General features: G+C 54.2%; 14 protein-coding genes and 1 pseudogene. 8 read left to right on the top strand and 7 right to left on the bottom strand.

Annotated features, from left to right (window positions below; all coding sequences use genetic code 11):
• Positions 1-163: 163 nt before the first annotated feature.
• The 3 genes from sixA to B347_RS0115050 are packed head-to-tail and all read right to left on the bottom strand — an operon-like array spanning position 164 to position 1,989.
• Positions 164-616 carry a phosphohistidine phosphatase SixA gene (sixA, locus tag B347_RS0115060; protein ID WP_019410522.1) on the bottom strand — a complete coding sequence of 151 codons (453 nt, stop codon included), beginning with the start codon at positions 614-616 and terminating at the stop codon, positions 164-166.
• Positions 613-945: a DUF4389 domain-containing protein gene (locus tag B347_RS0115055; RefSeq protein WP_019410521.1), complete on the bottom strand. Its 333-nt coding sequence runs from the start codon at positions 943-945 to the stop codon at positions 613-615. Before B347_RS0115055 ends, sixA begins: the two co-directional genes overlap by 4 nt.
• 18 nt (positions 946-963) lie before the next feature.
• Positions 964-1,989: an NAD(P)H-dependent glycerol-3-phosphate dehydrogenase gene (locus tag B347_RS0115050; RefSeq protein WP_019410520.1), complete on the bottom strand. Its 1,026-nt coding sequence runs from the start codon at positions 1,987-1,989 to the stop codon at positions 964-966.
• A gap of 356 nt (positions 1,990-2,345) precedes the next feature.
• Here B347_RS0115050 and B347_RS0115045 point away from each other — a divergent pair, with 356 nt between their 5' ends.
• The 5 genes from B347_RS0115045 to B347_RS0115025 all read left to right on the top strand — a co-directional run bounded on the left by B347_RS0115045 (position 2,346) and on the right by B347_RS0115025 (position 7,702).
• Positions 2,346-4,244 (top strand): response regulator, encoded by a 1,899-nt coding sequence (locus B347_RS0115045; RefSeq protein WP_019410519.1) that lies wholly within the window; start codon positions 2,346-2,348, stop codon positions 4,242-4,244.
• 248 nt (positions 4,245-4,492) lie between these two features.
• Complete coding sequence (gene fabA / locus B347_RS0115040) at positions 4,493-5,008, top strand: 3-hydroxyacyl-[acyl-carrier-protein] dehydratase FabA (protein WP_017529299.1); 516 nt, start codon at positions 4,493-4,495, stop codon at positions 5,006-5,008.
• Positions 5,009-5,019: 11 nt separating this feature from the next.
• A complete protein-coding gene (gene fabB / locus B347_RS0115035; RefSeq protein WP_019410518.1) occupies positions 5,020-6,240 on the top strand; it encodes a beta-ketoacyl-ACP synthase I in 1,221 nt (406 codons plus the stop codon).
• A gap of 127 nt (positions 6,241-6,367) precedes the next feature.
• Positions 6,368-6,784 carry an OsmC family protein gene (locus B347_RS0115030; RefSeq protein ID WP_019410517.1) on the top strand — a complete coding sequence of 139 codons (417 nt, stop codon included), beginning with the start codon at positions 6,368-6,370 and terminating at the stop codon, positions 6,782-6,784.
• A gap of 57 nt (positions 6,785-6,841) precedes the next feature.
• Positions 6,842-7,702: a pirin family protein gene (locus tag B347_RS0115025; RefSeq protein WP_019410516.1), complete on the top strand. Its 861-nt coding sequence runs from the start codon at positions 6,842-6,844 to the stop codon at positions 7,700-7,702.
• A 1-nt stretch (position 7,703) separates the two neighbouring features.
• On the opposite strand, the gene B347_RS0115020 is transcribed toward B347_RS0115025, so the two are convergent.
• On the bottom strand, positions 7,704-9,023 hold the full coding sequence (locus B347_RS0115020; protein WP_019410515.1) for a Na+/H+ antiporter family protein: 1,320 nt from the start codon (positions 9,021-9,023) through the stop codon (positions 7,704-7,706).
• A 305-nt stretch (positions 9,024-9,328) separates the two neighbouring features.
• On the opposite strand from B347_RS0115020, the pseudogene B347_RS27220 reads away from it, so the two are divergent.
• Positions 9,329-10,618, top strand: a pseudogene (locus B347_RS27220) (HAMP domain-containing protein); the annotation flags it as partial.
• A gap of 102 nt (positions 10,619-10,720) precedes the next feature.
• Complete coding sequence (locus B347_RS27215) at positions 10,721-11,476, top strand: methyl-accepting chemotaxis protein (protein WP_423812786.1); 756 nt, start codon at positions 10,721-10,723, stop codon at positions 11,474-11,476.
• A gap of 88 nt (positions 11,477-11,564) precedes the next feature.
• On the opposite strand, the gene B347_RS0115010 is transcribed toward B347_RS27215, so the two are convergent.
• From B347_RS0115010 to B347_RS0115000, 3 genes are read right to left on the bottom strand one after another with little or no spacing between them, the layout of a single operon-like run.
• A complete protein-coding gene (locus B347_RS0115010) occupies positions 11,565-12,884 on the bottom strand; it encodes a sensor histidine kinase (RefSeq protein WP_019410513.1) in 1,320 nt (439 codons plus the stop codon).
• Positions 12,881-13,549, bottom strand: coding sequence for a response regulator transcription factor (locus B347_RS0115005; RefSeq protein WP_019410512.1), 669 nt, complete (start codon positions 13,547-13,549; stop codon positions 12,881-12,883). The genes B347_RS0115010 and B347_RS0115005 overlap by 4 nt, the downstream gene beginning before the upstream one ends.
• On the bottom strand, positions 13,549-13,863 hold the full coding sequence (locus B347_RS0115000) for a PepSY domain-containing protein (protein ID WP_026014212.1): 315 nt from the start codon (positions 13,861-13,863) through the stop codon (positions 13,549-13,551). Before B347_RS0115000 ends, B347_RS0115005 begins: the two co-directional genes overlap by 1 nt.
• 198 nt (positions 13,864-14,061) lie before the next feature.
• Here B347_RS0115000 and queD point away from each other — a divergent pair, with 198 nt between their 5' ends.
• On the top strand, positions 14,062-14,418 hold the full coding sequence (gene queD / locus B347_RS0114995) for a 6-carboxytetrahydropterin synthase QueD (protein WP_019410510.1): 357 nt from the start codon (positions 14,062-14,064) through the stop codon (positions 14,416-14,418).
• The last annotated feature ends 248 nt before the right edge of the window (positions 14,419-14,666 follow it).

The raw sequence follows: 14,666 nt of genomic DNA, 5'->3' as shown, positions 1-14,666 counted from the left end.
TTCCTTGCTGAGTGAATGTTGGCTGCCATTTTGTCGTAGGATTTTTCGACAACCTGGACCCAACTATCTTTCACTCACACCCGCCTGTGCAACCGTTACTAAAAACTGTAGCCGCTACCGCAGGCTGCGGCAGCGGCAGCGGCAGCGGCTACGACGGTTTTTCCTACTGAGGGTGGCGCACGCTGAGCAAGGTCATGCTGCCAGCCAGCGGCCATTCTCCCTCAAGCTCGGCCAGGCTGGCGGTCTGCATTGGCTGTGGCTGACGCAAATGGCCAAATTGCAGCAGGCTGATCAAATCCCCAACAAACGGCTGATGAGTGACCAATAAAACATGGCCGCTGTCAGGCAGTTTGCTGGCGGCGTACTGCGGCTCGCTCTCGGGTGTTAGCCAAGGCACTGTGATGAGTTGAGGGGTAAAACCCAAGGCCTTGCGCACTAACTCAGCGGTCTGCTGAGCCCGCGTATAGGGGCTGACCAAGATGCTGTCCAGTGGCTCGCCGATCAACTGCGCGGCACTGTGCAGCACTTGTTCCCGGCCATGGGCGGTCAGCTCACGCTCGGCATCTCGTCGGGCATGGGGCTGGGCTTCGCCGTGACGCAAGATCCAGAGTTTCATGGTTTGCTCTCGGTACCGTTCTCAGGTGCCACGTAAGGCGCCTCGCCCTCCGGGGCTCGTGCTGCAGGCCAGTCGGCAAAAGGCCACGGTTTTTGTTCGGTATGAAAGCTGCCAAAGCGCCCGATCTGGGCGAGATACGAACTTAGGCTGTCACCAAAGTTCATGAGCCCGCCATTGGGTGCGCCGTAAGCCAGACGATAAATCAATTGCACCAGCACTAGCGCACCGAGCACGAATTGCGCGACTTGCCAAACCAGAAAAAAAACTAGCATCCACAACACGCGTAAAACAATGGACTCGTACTTGGGGGCATTTTTACTGTCACTCATTTCTTGCTCCTGGCCTGATCAGTTGAAACCACTGGTGGAGATAAAGTCGACATCGGTCTTTGGCTCTGCGCGCATCAGCAGTTCGATCACCTGGTTGAGCGTGCGGCCTTCAAACAGGATCGCGTGCAGGCCTGCGACCAATGGCATGTAAACGTTCAATTCCTGCGCCTTGGCCTTGAGCACTTTAAGGGTGTTCACGCCTTCTGCAACCTCGCCCAAACGAGCAACCGCATCTTCTAGGCTCAGGCCTTGGCCAAGGGCAAACCCAACCTGATAGTTACGACTTTTAGGCGACGAACAGGTGACGATCAAATCTCCTACGCCCGCCAACCCAAGAAAGGTCATGGGGTTGGCACCTTGGCTCACAGCAAAACGGGTCATTTCAGCCAAAGCACGGGTAATCAGCATGCTTTTGGTGTTTTCCCCCATGCCCAGCGCAACGGCCATGCCAGCAATAATGGCGTACACATTTTTCAACGCCCCACCCAGTTCTACGCCGAACCGATCAGCGCTGGCATAGACCCGGAACGTGCGACCATGCAGAGCCGCTTGTACAGCTGTGCAGAGCGCTTCATCGGCGCTGGCAACCACGGTGGCCGTCAACGCATGCTCCGCCACTTCGCGTGCCAGATTAGGGCCAGATAGCACGCCGATTCTGGCTTGTGGGGCGAGTTCTTCAAGGATCTCGCTCATCAATTTAAAGCTGTGGGCTTCGATACCTTTGGTCAGACTGACCAGCATTTTGCCGCTCAAACGCTCGGCGTGGGCAGCCAGTACATTGCGCAAAGCGCTAGACGGCAGCGCCACAAAGCACAGTTCGCAGCTATCGAGGGTCGCTTGCAGGTCGGTGACGGGCTCGACCCCCGGATGAATTTTGATGCCTTTGAGGTAACGCGGGTTTTCACGATTGAGGCGAATGGCCTCGGCTTGCTCAGGGTCACGCATCCACTGGTGCACACGATGACCATTTTCTGCCAGCAAGTTGGCCACGGCGGTGCCAAAGCTTCCGCCTCCCAAGACCGCAATAGTGTGCTGTTCAGTCATATGCAATCCCGTCATCCATCTAGCTGTGGCAATCGCGGCATTATACGGGGCGCATGCCCGACGACCAGCCCCAGAGCACTGCTGTTGCAGGATTGTTAGGACGGCCAATGCGCGTGTTAAGTTTATTGGCGTGGTTTCTCGAGAGTGCTCGCACCCAGCCGTTTTGAACGATTGCAGCCGAAGAAAAGCAGGCTCTGACTGGCAAAGTCTGAAAGCTCAGTTACCATGCCGCCTTGATATCAACCACCAAGGGCAGCTCCGTTGCGCACACGAATGACCAATCTGAAGTCAAGGATGACGGTACACATGGACAACATAACTGCTGACATGTGTACAACTGAAGGAATTGCTCATTCATGACCGCACGTAGTCACTGGGATATTCATACCCGTACACAGATGATGAGCCTTGGGCCAGCGCTGTTATTAACCCTGTTGTTGATCAGTTTTTTTACCTTCGTGCGGATCCAGGACTTGCGTCAGGAACTGGATTACACGGGTCAATTAATTGCCAATCAATTAGCCCCTGCCACCGAGTACGGGGTTCTTTCTGGTAACGCGCAGGTCCTGGAAAGCCTGATAAAAGCATCGTTGAACACCCCCCACGTCGAGTTCGTGCAGGTGCAAGATCGCGCAGGCAATACGCTGGCTCAAGCCGAGCAACCGGCGTTTGCACAAAACCATGGGGCTCCTGTTGAAGTATTTCAGGCCCCTGTGCGGTGGCAGAAAAGTACCTCAGGCGATGCTTTTTTAACCACCAACAACCAAGTCAACGTAGCTGAAGAAGATTACCTAGGCCGGGTGTTGGTCGGCATGTCGAATGAAGCGTTCAGCAAGCGCCAGCAAGAGATCTTGCTCAAGGCGGTGATTCTTGCGTTGTTTGCCTTGGGCTTCACTTTCCTGCTGGCCAGACGCCTGGCCTCCAATCTGTCCAAACCCATCAGTGACATGAGCAAAGCGGTTAAGGCCATCCAGCAGGGCGATTACAAAGCGCTTTTGCCAGTGGTTGACGATGGTGAATTGGGCAGTTTGGCGCAGCACATCAATAATCTGGCCGAAGGCCTTGAGCAGGCCAGCCGTGAACAACAGACCGCCATTGCTCAACTGATTCAGACCCGTGAAGAAGCCGAGCGGGCCAACCGCGCTAAGACTGATTTTTTAGCAATGATGAGCCATGAGCTGCGCACCCCAATGAATGGCGTACTGGGGATGCTGCAACTGCTGGAAACTACCAGGATGACTGAGGAGCAGACGGAATATGCCGCCCTCGCCTGTGAGTCCACTGAACATTTGCTCAAGGTCATTAACGATATTCTCGATTTTTCGCGCATCGAACGTTCAACGCTGGAACTGGAGCACATTGCGTTCAACCTTCAGGATTTGATCGACAACTGCGTGCAAGCCTTCCAGTTCAGTGCAGGTCAACGAGATTTGCTGTTGCAACTGAAGGTTCCCGATGATCTGAAGGCTTTACATGTGCTCGGCGACCCCACCCGGATTCGGCAAATTTTGGTCAATCTGATCGGAAATGCCTTGAAGTTCACCGAGCGCGGCAGCGTCAGTATCGAGGCCCAATGGCAACCACTGGATCACGAGTTAATCTGGTTTACCTGCTCAGTGCGCGATAGCGGTATCGGTATCAGCACCGATAAGTTGGAGTCGATGTTCAATGCCTTTCAGCAAGCTGACAGCTCGATTTCCCGGCGCTATGGCGGCACAGGCTTGGGCTTGCCCATCGCTCGTACGTTGGCCGAGCGCATGGGCGGCACCTTGCACGCTAAGAGTGAGGAGGCTCAGGGTTCGGTGTTCACCCTAGAGATTCCGCTGGAACTGCATCAGCCTGTGACGTCCAGTAAAAGGCTGGCAATCACGACGCAGCCGCCGAGTACACAAGGTCGTAAAGTCTTGCTGGTAGAGGACAATCCGGTTAATCAAGCCGTTATTGAGGCCACGCTGAAAAGCTTGGGGTATGAGGTGTGCGTGGTCAGTGACGGTGCCCAGGCGATTCATCATGCCAACACCGCACGCTACGCGGCGATTCTGATGGACTGCCGATTACCTGTGATTGATGGTTACGAAGCCACCCGGCAAATCCGCCAATTGGCAGGCTGTGCGACGGTGCCCATTATTGCCCTGACTGCCAACGCGCTGCAGGGCGACAGGGAAACCTGCCTGCAAGCCGGTATGAACGATTACCTTGCCAAGCCGTTCAAACGAGAGGAACTGGAGCAGATTTTACAGCGCTGGGTCCAGTAACTTATGGCTAATGAGGCACCTGCGACTGGCGTTAAACGCAAAAGTGCGGCAGTCTTAGGCACCCGAATGGGCCCCTGAACCGGCCCTATTTAAATTTTCAGTGCACAAGTGTACATTCCTGTCCTTTGCGCTGTGACTTTCACTACAACGCAATAGTCTATGTGTAGGCTGGCGAACTGAAACACCATGTTTCGGTTGGTCGGGAAGATTTGCCCCACCTTGCCACATGGGATTATTGAGGAGCTCGCATGACCAAACAAAACGCCTTTACTCGGGAAGATTTGCTGCGCTGTAGCCGCGGCGAACTGTTCGGCCCAGGTAACGCGCAACTGCCCGCCCCGAACATGCTGATGGTGGATCGCATCACCCATATCAGTGAAGAAGGCGGCAAGTACGGCAAAGGTGAATTGGTCGCCGAGCTGGATATCAATCCAGACCTGTGGTTCTTTGCCTGCCACTTTGAAGGCGATCCGGTAATGCCGGGCTGCCTGGGCCTCGACGCCATGTGGCAATTGGTAGGTTTCTACCTAGGCTGGCAAGGCTTGCCTGGCCGCGGTCGCGCCTTGGGTTCGGGCGAAGTGAAGTTCTTTGGCCAGGTTTTGCCAACAGCCAAGAAAGTCACCTACAACATTCAAATCAAGCGCGTCCTCAAGGGCAAGCTGAACCTGGCCATTGCCGATGGTTCGGTCACTGTCGACGGTCGCGAGATTTATACTGCCGAAGGCCTTCGGGTCGGCGTATTCACTTCCACTGACAACTTTTAAGGGTTATCCGCATGCGCCGCGTCGTTATCACTGGTCTGGGCATCGTTTCGTGCCTGGGCAATGACAAAGAGACCGTCTCCGCTAACCTGCGTGCAAGTCGCCCTGGTATCCGATTTAACCCGGAATATGCCGAAATGGGTCTGCGTAGCCAGGTTTCCGGCTCCATTGACCTGAACCTCGAAGAGCTGATCGATCGCAAGATTTATCGTTTCGTTGGCCACGCAGCTGCTTACGCATACTTGGCCATGAAAGACGCGATCACTGATTCGGGCCTGACCGAGGAGCAAGTCTCCAACACGCGCACTGGCTTGATCGCGGGTTCTGGCGGCGCGTCGACCTTGAACCAGATGGAAGCGCTCGACATCCTGCGCGAAAAAGGCGTGAAACGCGTCGGCCCATACCGTGTAACGCGGACCATGAGCAGCACCGTTTCGGCTTGTCTGGCGACCCCGTTCAAAATCAAGGGCCTGAACTACTCCATCGCTTCTGCCTGCGCCACCAGTGCTCACTGCATCGGTAACGCCATGGAACAGATTCAGATGGGCAAGCAGGACATCGTATTCGCTGGCGGCGGTGAAGAAGAGCATTGGAGCCAATCGTTCCTGTTCGACGCCATGGGCGCACTGTCGAGCCAGTACAACGAAACCCCAGAAAAAGCCTCCCGTGCCTATGACGCCAAGCGTGATGGTTTTGTCATCGCTGGCGGTGGCGGCATGGTTGTGGTTGAAGAGCTGGAACATGCTCTGGCCCGTGGCGCCAAGATCTACGCTGAAATCGTTGGCTACGGCGCAACGTCTGACGGCTACGACATGGTTGCACCGAGTGGCGAGGGCGCTATCCGCTGTATGCAGATGGCAATGTCGACAGTTGATGCTCCTATCGACTACATCAACACCCACGGCACGTCGACTCCGGTCGGTGACGTGGCAGAGATGAAAGGCATTCGCGAACTGTTCGCAGACAAAGCGCCACCGATCAGCTCGACCAAAAGCCTGTCGGGTCACTCCTTGGGCGCCGCTGGCGTTCACGAAGCGATCTACTGCATGCTGATGATGGAAGGCAACTTCATTGCTGGCTCCGCCAACATTGAAGAGCTGGACCCGGCTGTCGCTGACATGCCAATCCTGACCAAGACGCGTGAAGATGCCACTATCAACACCGTTATGAGCAACAGCTTCGGCTTCGGTGGCACTAATGCCACTCTGGTTCTGAAGCGCTGGGAAGGCAAGTAAGCCCAGCCCTCCCGCTCAATAAAAATGCCTCGACCTAGTCGGGGCATTTTTTTGCCTAATGGAACGTACAACTCCCAGAGTGCTCTATAAAGATCAGGACCTTTATCACTCCACTCCGAGGTTTGCCATGACTGTTACCGTCAATACCGCGTCCCACGAAGGCTTTCGTCACAGCATTAAAATCGACGATCACGAAGTGTTTACTGATCTACCCAAATCATTAGGGGGCGAAGGCTCTGCCCCAAGTCCGCATGATTATTTCGACGCAGCCCTAGGCGCGTGCAAGGCATTAACACTTAAGCTGTATGCGCAAAAGAAAGACATTCCACTTACCGGCGTCACGGTTGAAGTCAAACACGATGCCAGCGAAGAGCAAAAAGGCAAATACGCGTTACACGTCAAACTGACTCTCAAGGGCGTGCTAACGGACGCGCAACGCCAAGAGCTGCATAACGTCGCAGACAAATGCCCCGTGCATAAGTTGATGACCACCGCCCAAGTTTCCATCGAAACCCATTTATCTGAAGGCGCTTTCAGCCAGTAATGCTGGGCTAGAAGCGTTGGGTTATGCTCAACGCTTCTTCTTTGCCAGGACAGGCCCATGCCGACATTCACCGTGATTATGCCTCGCGCCGAGGATGTTGAAGGCCAACCTATCTTGCGCCCGCTGCCTTCGGCTAAATGCCGCAGCGTTGGGCCCTTTGTGTTTTTCGATCACATGCTTGCAACGCATTACCCACCTGGTCGAGGGATGGATATCCGACAGCACCCGCACATTGGCTTGTCCACCCTGACCTACCTATTCGAAGGCCAACTGCAACACAAAGACAGCTTGGGCTCGGACCAGCAGGTTGGACCAGGCGAAGTCAGCTGGATGACAGCCGGTGCGGCGATTGCCCACATTGAACGTACGCCCTCTTCGCTACTGGCACAGGGCTCGACTTTGCACGGACTCCAAGTGTGGCTGGCGTCGCCCCGAGAACATGAACAAGGTAAGGGGCTATACAGCCATCACACAGCCAGCAGTTTGCCCGTGAGCGATAACCTGGGTGTAAGCATACGGATGATTGCAGGATCAGGCTTTTGTCTGACATCCCCCGTACCCGTGCTATCGCCTACGTTATATGCCGAAGTGCAGATGCAGACAGCCACTACGCTGCTTATTCCGGCCGAACATCGGGAGCGGGCGCTTTATGTGTTGCAAGGTGATGCTCAACTGGAAGGCCAAAGGCTAGAACCATGCAGCTTGGTGCTGCTGCCCGCCGGGGAAGCGTTGACGTTGTGTGCTGAAAGTGACTGCCACGCAGTGCTGATAGGTGGCGCGCCGCTTGATGGACCACGACGCATGAACTGGAACTTTGTTGCCAGCGATCCGGCGCTGATTGAACAGGCCAGAACACGCTGGGCGGCAGGTGATTGGCCGTCCGTCCCCGGAGAGGACGGTCGTATCGAACTGCCCTGACTTACAAAACCATGGCGGCTACCCAACCAAAAGCCAATAACGGCAAATTGTAGTGCAGGAACGTAGGGACTACGGTGTCCCAAATGTGGTGGTGCTGGCCGTCAATGTTCAAACCGGAAGTCGGGCCCAAGGTTGAGTCTGACGCAGGAGAACCCGCATCCCCCAAGGCGCCCGCAGTTCCGACGATACAAACGATGGACATCGGGCTGAAGCCCAACTGCACGCACAGAGGGACGAAAATCGCGGCCAAGATTGGTACTGTCGAAAACGACGAGCCAATGCCCATGGTTACCAGCAAGCCCACCAAGAGCATCAGTAATGCCCCTAAGCCCTTGCTGTGATTTATCCACCCCGCAGAGGCTTCAACCAGCGATTTCACTTCGCCTGTGGCTTTCATGACTTCAGCAAAGCCTGAAGCCGCAATCATGATAAAACCAATCATGGCCATCATTTTCATGCCTTCGGTAAACAAGTCATCAGTCTCACGCCAACGCACAATGCCCGACACCGAGAAGATCACAAAACCCGCCAATGCACCGATGATCATCGAGCCCAGCCATAGCTGAATAATGAACGCTGCGGCGATGGCAACACCAGCCACCAGTAGGGTTATCGGGTTGTAAGTAATACTTGTCTGCTCGACTTGCTCGATTTTGGCCAAGTCATAGTCGCGTTTTTTGCGGTAGCTGATGAATACCGCCATCAGCAGGCCAAACAGCATGCCTAACGCCGGAATTGCCATGGCATGGGTGACGTTGACCTCGCTAATGTCCACGCCACTTTTACTGACGTTGGCGAGCAAGATCTGATTGAGGAAGATATTGCCAAAGCCCACAGGTAGGAACATGTACGGGGTGATCAAACCAAAAGTCATGACACAGGCAATCAAACGGCGATCAATCTTCAGTTTGGTCAGGACATACAGCAGAGGCGGAACCAGCAAGGGAATAAAGGCGATGTGAATCGGCAAGATGTTTTGCGAGCAAATTGCTACCACCAGCAACAAGCCTATCAATAGCCATTTGATCTGGTTGCCACCGACCGCCTGCTGTTTATTGACCATAACCAGTGCTTTATCAGCCAATGCATGAGCCAGCCCAGACTTGGCAATCGCTACAGCGAAGGCGCCTAGCATCGCGTAGGACAACGCAACAGTTGCCCCGCCGCCCAAGCCGCTGTTGAACGCATTGAGCGTTGCTTCGATGCTTAACCCCCCGACGAGACCGCCGACAACGGCCCCCACAATCAGGGCGATAACCACATGCACACGGGACAGACTGAGCACCAACATGATGCCGACCGCGGCAATTACTGCATTCATTATTACAACCTCATAGCGCGCATGACGATAAAAACACCGTAAAGCGGGAAATTCCGGGCAATCGACTGCTATTCCAGTCGCCGGATTTGGAAGGGAGGACTTATTTGAGGGCGCACACTTTGCAGCAGCATCGCCGCCTTGTCAAAGCGCAAGCCTATCGTTATGAAATTCCAAAGGAGAAACCGATTTAACCCTAACTTTTAAAGGGCTTAAGCGCGGTTTTTAAAGGTCACGCTTCAGCGCTTTCCGTAAAGAAATATGCCTGACTGCCGTTAACGGTGTAAGCCTCTTTTTAGGATGTTTCCATGTCGCTCAGACAGCTTTCCATTCAATGGAAAATCACCCTCCTCGCCGGACTTTGCCTCGTGGGGGTTGTAGCCTTGCTGGTGGGGCTTTCCCTCTATCGCATGGAGTACACCTCCAACCTTGTAGAGGCCTCAAGCGCGAAGATGCTTAATGAGTCCACTCAAGCGCGTATTGAAGCCCAAGGAGAAGCACAAGCCCAGGTTATTAGCCGTCAGTTTATGGACGCCTACCAGTACGGCAACGGGTTTTCCCGCCAAGTCCTGTTTTTGCGTGAGCAATCTGAAAAGCGCTTTTTGGATGCATTCGATCTTCGCGAAGACTTAACGCGCCAGGTTAAATCCGCCCTGCAGGCTAACCCTGATTTATTGGGTATATCGCTGGTCTTTGAGGCCAATGCGCTGGATGGCAAAGATCAGCTTTTTGACCATCAACACGTACTCGGCAGTAATGACAAAGGCCGTTTCGCCCTCTATTGGTCGCAACCGACGCCGGGTAAATTAACCTCAATGGCGCTGCCTGAAACCGACATGACTGACACAAGTATCGGACCTAGCGGACAAGCCAATAACTCATGGTTTACCTGCCCGCGCGCAACACTTAAGCCGTGCATCATCGAACCTTACTTCTATGAAATGGACGGGCAGAACGTGCTGATGACCAGCATTGTTTTCCCGCTGATAGTCAACGGCAAGGTGATCGCCTCGCTTTCGGTTGATATTAATCTCAACAGCTTGCAAGCCATGAGTCAGGCAGCAAGCAAGAAGCTGTACGACGGGCAAACCCATGTGAGCATTATCAGCTCGGCAGGGGTACTGGCCGGCTTCAGTGCCGATGCCAACAAACTCAGCCAGCGCTTAGACCAGGTGGACCCTGACGATGGCGCTCAACTGATGAAACTGATGACTGGCGCTGGCCAAACTCACAACATCCGCACTCAACAGCGCCTTAAGGTACTGACGCCGTTTTTTCCTATTCCAGGCAGCAAAGCTTGGGCCATATTGCTCGATGTACCTGAGCAGGTACTAGTAGGCCCTGCCCAAGCGTTACAGTCCGAGCTGGATGAGCGCAATACCGCTGGCACCCTGATTGAACTTGGCTTGGGCTCACTGGCGGCGATCATAGGCCTGCTGCTGGTGTGGCTGATGGCCCGTAGCGTTACACGGCCTATCTTGAGCGTCGCACACATGCTTGAAGACATTGCCAGCGGTGAAGGGGATCTGACACGTCGTCTGACCTACGACAAAAAAGACGAACTGGGCCAACTGGCAGGCTGGTTCAACCGTTTCTTAGACAAGCTGCAACCCATCATTGCCGAGGTTAAAGGCTCGGTACAGGATGCCCGCAGCACTGCCGACCAGTCTGCGTCTATTGCCACCCAAACCAGCGCCGGCATGGAGCAGCAATACCGCCAAGTCGATCAGGTCGCCACTGCGTCTCATGAGATGAGCGCAACCGCTCAAGACGTCGCACGCAGCGCGGCACAGGCCGCACACGCAGCGCGCGATGCTGATGAGGCTACCCGGCAGGGTCTGACCATTATTGATCGTACTACCGCCAGTATTAATCACTTGGCCGCCGACATGAGTGTGGCCATGAAACAAGTGGAAGGGTTGGCGGCCAACAGCGAGAAAATCGGCTCTGTATTGGAGGTGATTCGCGCGATTGCCGAACAAACCAACTTACTCGCCTTAAATGCGGCGATTGAGGCAGCACGGGCGGGAGATGCCGGTCGAGGATTTGCCGTGGTGGCAGATGAAGTGCGCAATCTGGCACGAAGGACTCAGGAGTCGGTCGAAGAAACTCGTCAGGTAATTGAACAACTTCAAGTCGGCACTCAAGAGGTGGTGACATCCATGAGCAACAGTCATCGCCAAGCTCAAGGCAGCGTTGAGCAAGTGGGACAGACGGTGACGGCTTTACAACAAATCGGTGAGGCGGTCACGGTAATTACCGACATGAATTTGCAAATTGCCAGCGCAGCGGAGGAGCAAAGTGCAGTAGCCGAAGAGATTAACCACAACGTGGCGACTATCCGCGATGTGACTGAATCATTGTCTGGGCAAGCCAATGAGTCTGCACGCGTTAGCCAGTCGCTTAATTCGCTGGCCAACCAGCAGCAGACGCTTATGGATCAGTTCCGCGTGTAACGCGCTAGAAGTCTGCACGAAATGTTGTCGAGCGAAGGCTAGGCAAGGCGAAAACAGGCGACGACTGCCACTGGGGTAGTCGTCGTCTTCAATGCTTGCGCCCTTGCAGCTTGATGACCACCAACAGCCCGCCCAACCTGCCGGTTTCAAGCTGCATCCCCCCTCCCCAGGCCTCTACAATGTCGCGCACGATGCCCAAACCCAAGCCATGACCGCTGGTTTGTTCGTCTAGACGTGTGCCACGACTGAAAACCTGATCACGTACAATTTTAGGAATACCAGGACCGTCGTCTTGAACTTCAATGACAAAACCGTTCGACGTTTGACGAATCGTCAGCTCTACCTGCGCATCAGCCCATTTGCAGGCGTTATCCAATAGGTTGCCGAGCAGCTCGAGCATGTCTTCACGGTCCCAGGGCATGTGCAGCCCCGGTGAAGCATTTAGCGTGAGCTGCAGGTGAGCGCCATGAATCATGCCCAGGGTGGATAGCAACACGGAGAGTTCAGCATCCGCGTCAAACTGAGCCCCCGGTAATGCATCTCCTGCTAGACGCGCACGGTTTAGCTCGCGGCTCATGCGTTGCTGTATGTATTCCAACTGATCACGCAACCGTTGTTGAAGGCCGGGGTAGTTATCCAGTTGTTGGTCATTGACCAGACTGAATAGGACCGCCAGAGGGGTTTTTAGTGCATGCCCCAAGTTACCCAGCGCATTTCGCGAGCGCTTTAAAGTACCTTCGGTATGGGCCAGAAGATCATTGATTTGCGTCACCAGGGGCTCAAGCTCAAGCGGCACCTGTGCATCAAGTTGTGAGCGCTGACCTGACTGCAGTTGAACGATCTGTTTGCGCGCGATCTCCAGTGGCCGCAACGCTCGACGAACCGTGAGCCGCTGCATTAACAAGATGGCCATGAGCGTAAAGATGCCAATGCCCAAACCGATCCTTTGCACCTGCTTGAAACTCTCACGTATCGGCGTGTAGTCCTGAGCCACAGTGATTGAAACTGGTTTTCCAAAGCGCTGATAGTCACTGCGCAGAAGTAGCAGCATTTGCCCTTCCGGGCCAGGCTGCAGCGTGCTGTCCGGTCCTAGCTGAGTGGGTCGTGGCAGTTGCGCGTCCCATAGCGAACGCGAGCGCCAATGGGTGTCGCCAAAATCAATGCTGAAGTAGTGGCCAGAAAAAGGTCGCTGATAAGCGGGCGAGAGCCGCCGCTCATCTAGTTGCAGACCTTGAGAGCCTTGGGTCAGTGCCGCCAGCAAATTTTCGCTATCATTCTGCAGGCCAGACTCCAGATAACGCTGAAGACCATTTTCGAATAACCAGAAGCTCACTTGGCTGACCACCAAGCCCGCCACCAACAAGACACTGATCAAACCAATGCTCAAGCGCCGCTGAATGGATTTCACTGGCCAGTTGCCCCGAACATGTAGCCTTGCCCGCGTCGCGTTTCTATCACCGAGCGGCCTAGCTTGCGCCGTAGATGGTTCACATGAACCTCAAGCACATTGGAGTCGCGCTCTGTTTCGCCGTTGTAAAGATGCTCAGCCAAATGGCTCTTCGAGAGGATCTGCTGAGGATGAAGCATGAAGTAACGCAAGAGTCGAAACTCAGCGGCAGTCAGTTGTACCTCAGCCCCATCATGGAGAACGCATTGACGCGACTCATCCAGATGCAGTCCTGCTGACTTCAACAGGGGCTGATTTGTCTGTCCGTGAGAGCGGCGTAATAACGCCTGGACCCGCAGCTGCAATTCTTCAGGATGAAACGGTTTGGTCACGTAGTCGTCGGCTCCGGCCTTGAGCCCCTCAATGCGCTCAGACCATGAACTGCGGGCGGTCAGAATCAACACTGGCGTGGTCAGCCCTTCTGCACGCCACTGTTTGAGCACATCAATGCCCGGAACTCCCGGTAGACCCAAATCTAGAATAATTAGGTCATAAGGCTCGCTCTTACCCTGATAAAGGGCATCGCGGCCGTCGGCCAGCCAATCTACCGCGTAGCCCAAGCGTTTTAAGCCAGCGATCAGTTCGTCAGCCAAGGGGACATGGTCTTCTACTAGCAACAGCCGCATTAATCATCAACCTTATCTTTAAGCAATTGGCCATCTGCGGCATTCAACTTGAGTTCCCGAACAACACCGCTGGGCGTCAGTAGCTCAACTTCATACACATAAATATCGTCATCTTCCTCCAGTTCGACTTCCAGTAGCTTTGCATCCGGATAACGCTCAATAGCCTTTCGAAGCACTTGCTCCAAGGGCAGGATCACGCCTTGCTCACGCAAACGTAACGCTTCGTCCTGGCCCAAATCCCGCGAGATGGCCACCGAACAGAATGCCAAACACACAAGTGCAACAAACCCGCGAACGTAAACACTCACTGTGATCACTTACCTCTCGCTTCGTGCCATTGGTGGCACGTGAATAACAAACTATAGCGTTTCAGCCTTAATCGAAACTGAATTCCCTTGAGCGGCAGGTAGGTAACTGATCGCGGTTTTTTCGCTTGCAGCGCGTTAGCTGCTAAACTGCCGGCCTGCATTCATCGCCAAGGCGATAGCCACTTCTTCAGAGCTATAAACACCGTGGAAATTTTTAAAGAGTTTACCTTTGAATCAGCGCATCGCTTGCCTTACGTTCCAGAAGGCCACAAGTGCGGCCGTTTACACGGGCACTCGTTCAAGGTTGCGATTCATTTAAGTGGTGACATTGATCCTGCAACTGGATGGATCCGTGACTTCTCGGAAATAAAAGCAATTTTCAAACCGCTCTATGAACTGCTCGATCATAACTATTTGAACGATATTCCAGGCTTGGAAAACCCGACCAGCGAAGTCCTGGCCAAGTGGATTTGGCAGCAATTGAAACCTCTGCTTCCAGAACTGTCCGCGATTCGAATTCATGAAACGTGCACGAGCGGCTGTATTTATTACGGCGACTGAGCTACTCAGATAGAACCACCTTGAGCGGTCAATGCTGTTTACTCAAGAACTGCGCAAGACCAACTGCAAGAACGAACTTGCTCGCAATCTTTTGCTTAAAATCAAAAGATCGCAAGGCAAGTTCGCTCCTAAGAGGTCTAGTTCGGCTTAAGTGAATTGCACTGCACTTTGAACGGTGGTTTTTTTGTGCCCTATACTTGAGCTAGCTGGAAGCTGGAAGCTGGAAGCTGGAAGCTGGAAGCTGGAAG

The sequence above is a fragment of the Pseudomonas psychrophila HA-4 genome (assembly GCF_000282975.1).
GTDB lineage: Bacteria > Pseudomonadota > Gammaproteobacteria > Pseudomonadales > Pseudomonadaceae > Aquipseudomonas > Aquipseudomonas psychrophila_A.
This window is presented reverse-complemented; position numbering and strand designations above follow the sequence as displayed.

Bases quoted from the DNA above. Each gene is read 5' to 3' on its own strand.
- sixA (WP_019410522.1), bottom strand. From the start codon at position 616: ATGAAACTCTGGATCTTGCGTCACGGCGAAGCCCAGCCCCATGCCCGA.
- B347_RS0115055 (WP_019410521.1), bottom strand. From the start codon at position 945: ATGAGTGACAGTAAAAATGCCCCCAAGTACGAGTCCATTGTTTTACGC.
- B347_RS0115050 (WP_019410520.1), bottom strand. From the start codon at position 1,989: ATGACTGAACAGCACACTATTGCGGTCTTGGGAGGCGGAAGCTTTGGC.
- B347_RS0115045 (WP_019410519.1), top strand. From the start codon at position 2,346: ATGACCGCACGTAGTCACTGGGATATTCATACCCGTACACAGATGATG.
- fabA (WP_017529299.1), top strand. From the start codon at position 4,493: ATGACCAAACAAAACGCCTTTACTCGGGAAGATTTGCTGCGCTGTAGC.
- fabB (WP_019410518.1), top strand. From the start codon at position 5,020: ATGCGCCGCGTCGTTATCACTGGTCTGGGCATCGTTTCGTGCCTGGGC.
- B347_RS0115030 (WP_019410517.1), top strand. From the start codon at position 6,368: ATGACTGTTACCGTCAATACCGCGTCCCACGAAGGCTTTCGTCACAGC.
- B347_RS0115025 (WP_019410516.1), top strand. From the start codon at position 6,842: ATGCCGACATTCACCGTGATTATGCCTCGCGCCGAGGATGTTGAAGGC.
- B347_RS0115020 (WP_019410515.1), bottom strand. From the start codon at position 9,023: ATGAATGCAGTAATTGCCGCGGTCGGCATCATGTTGGTGCTCAGTCTG.
- B347_RS27215 (WP_423812786.1), top strand. From the start codon at position 10,721: ATGGAGCAGCAATACCGCCAAGTCGATCAGGTCGCCACTGCGTCTCAT.
- B347_RS0115005 (WP_019410512.1), bottom strand. From the start codon at position 13,549: ATGCGGCTGTTGCTAGTAGAAGACCATGTCCCCTTGGCTGACGAACTG.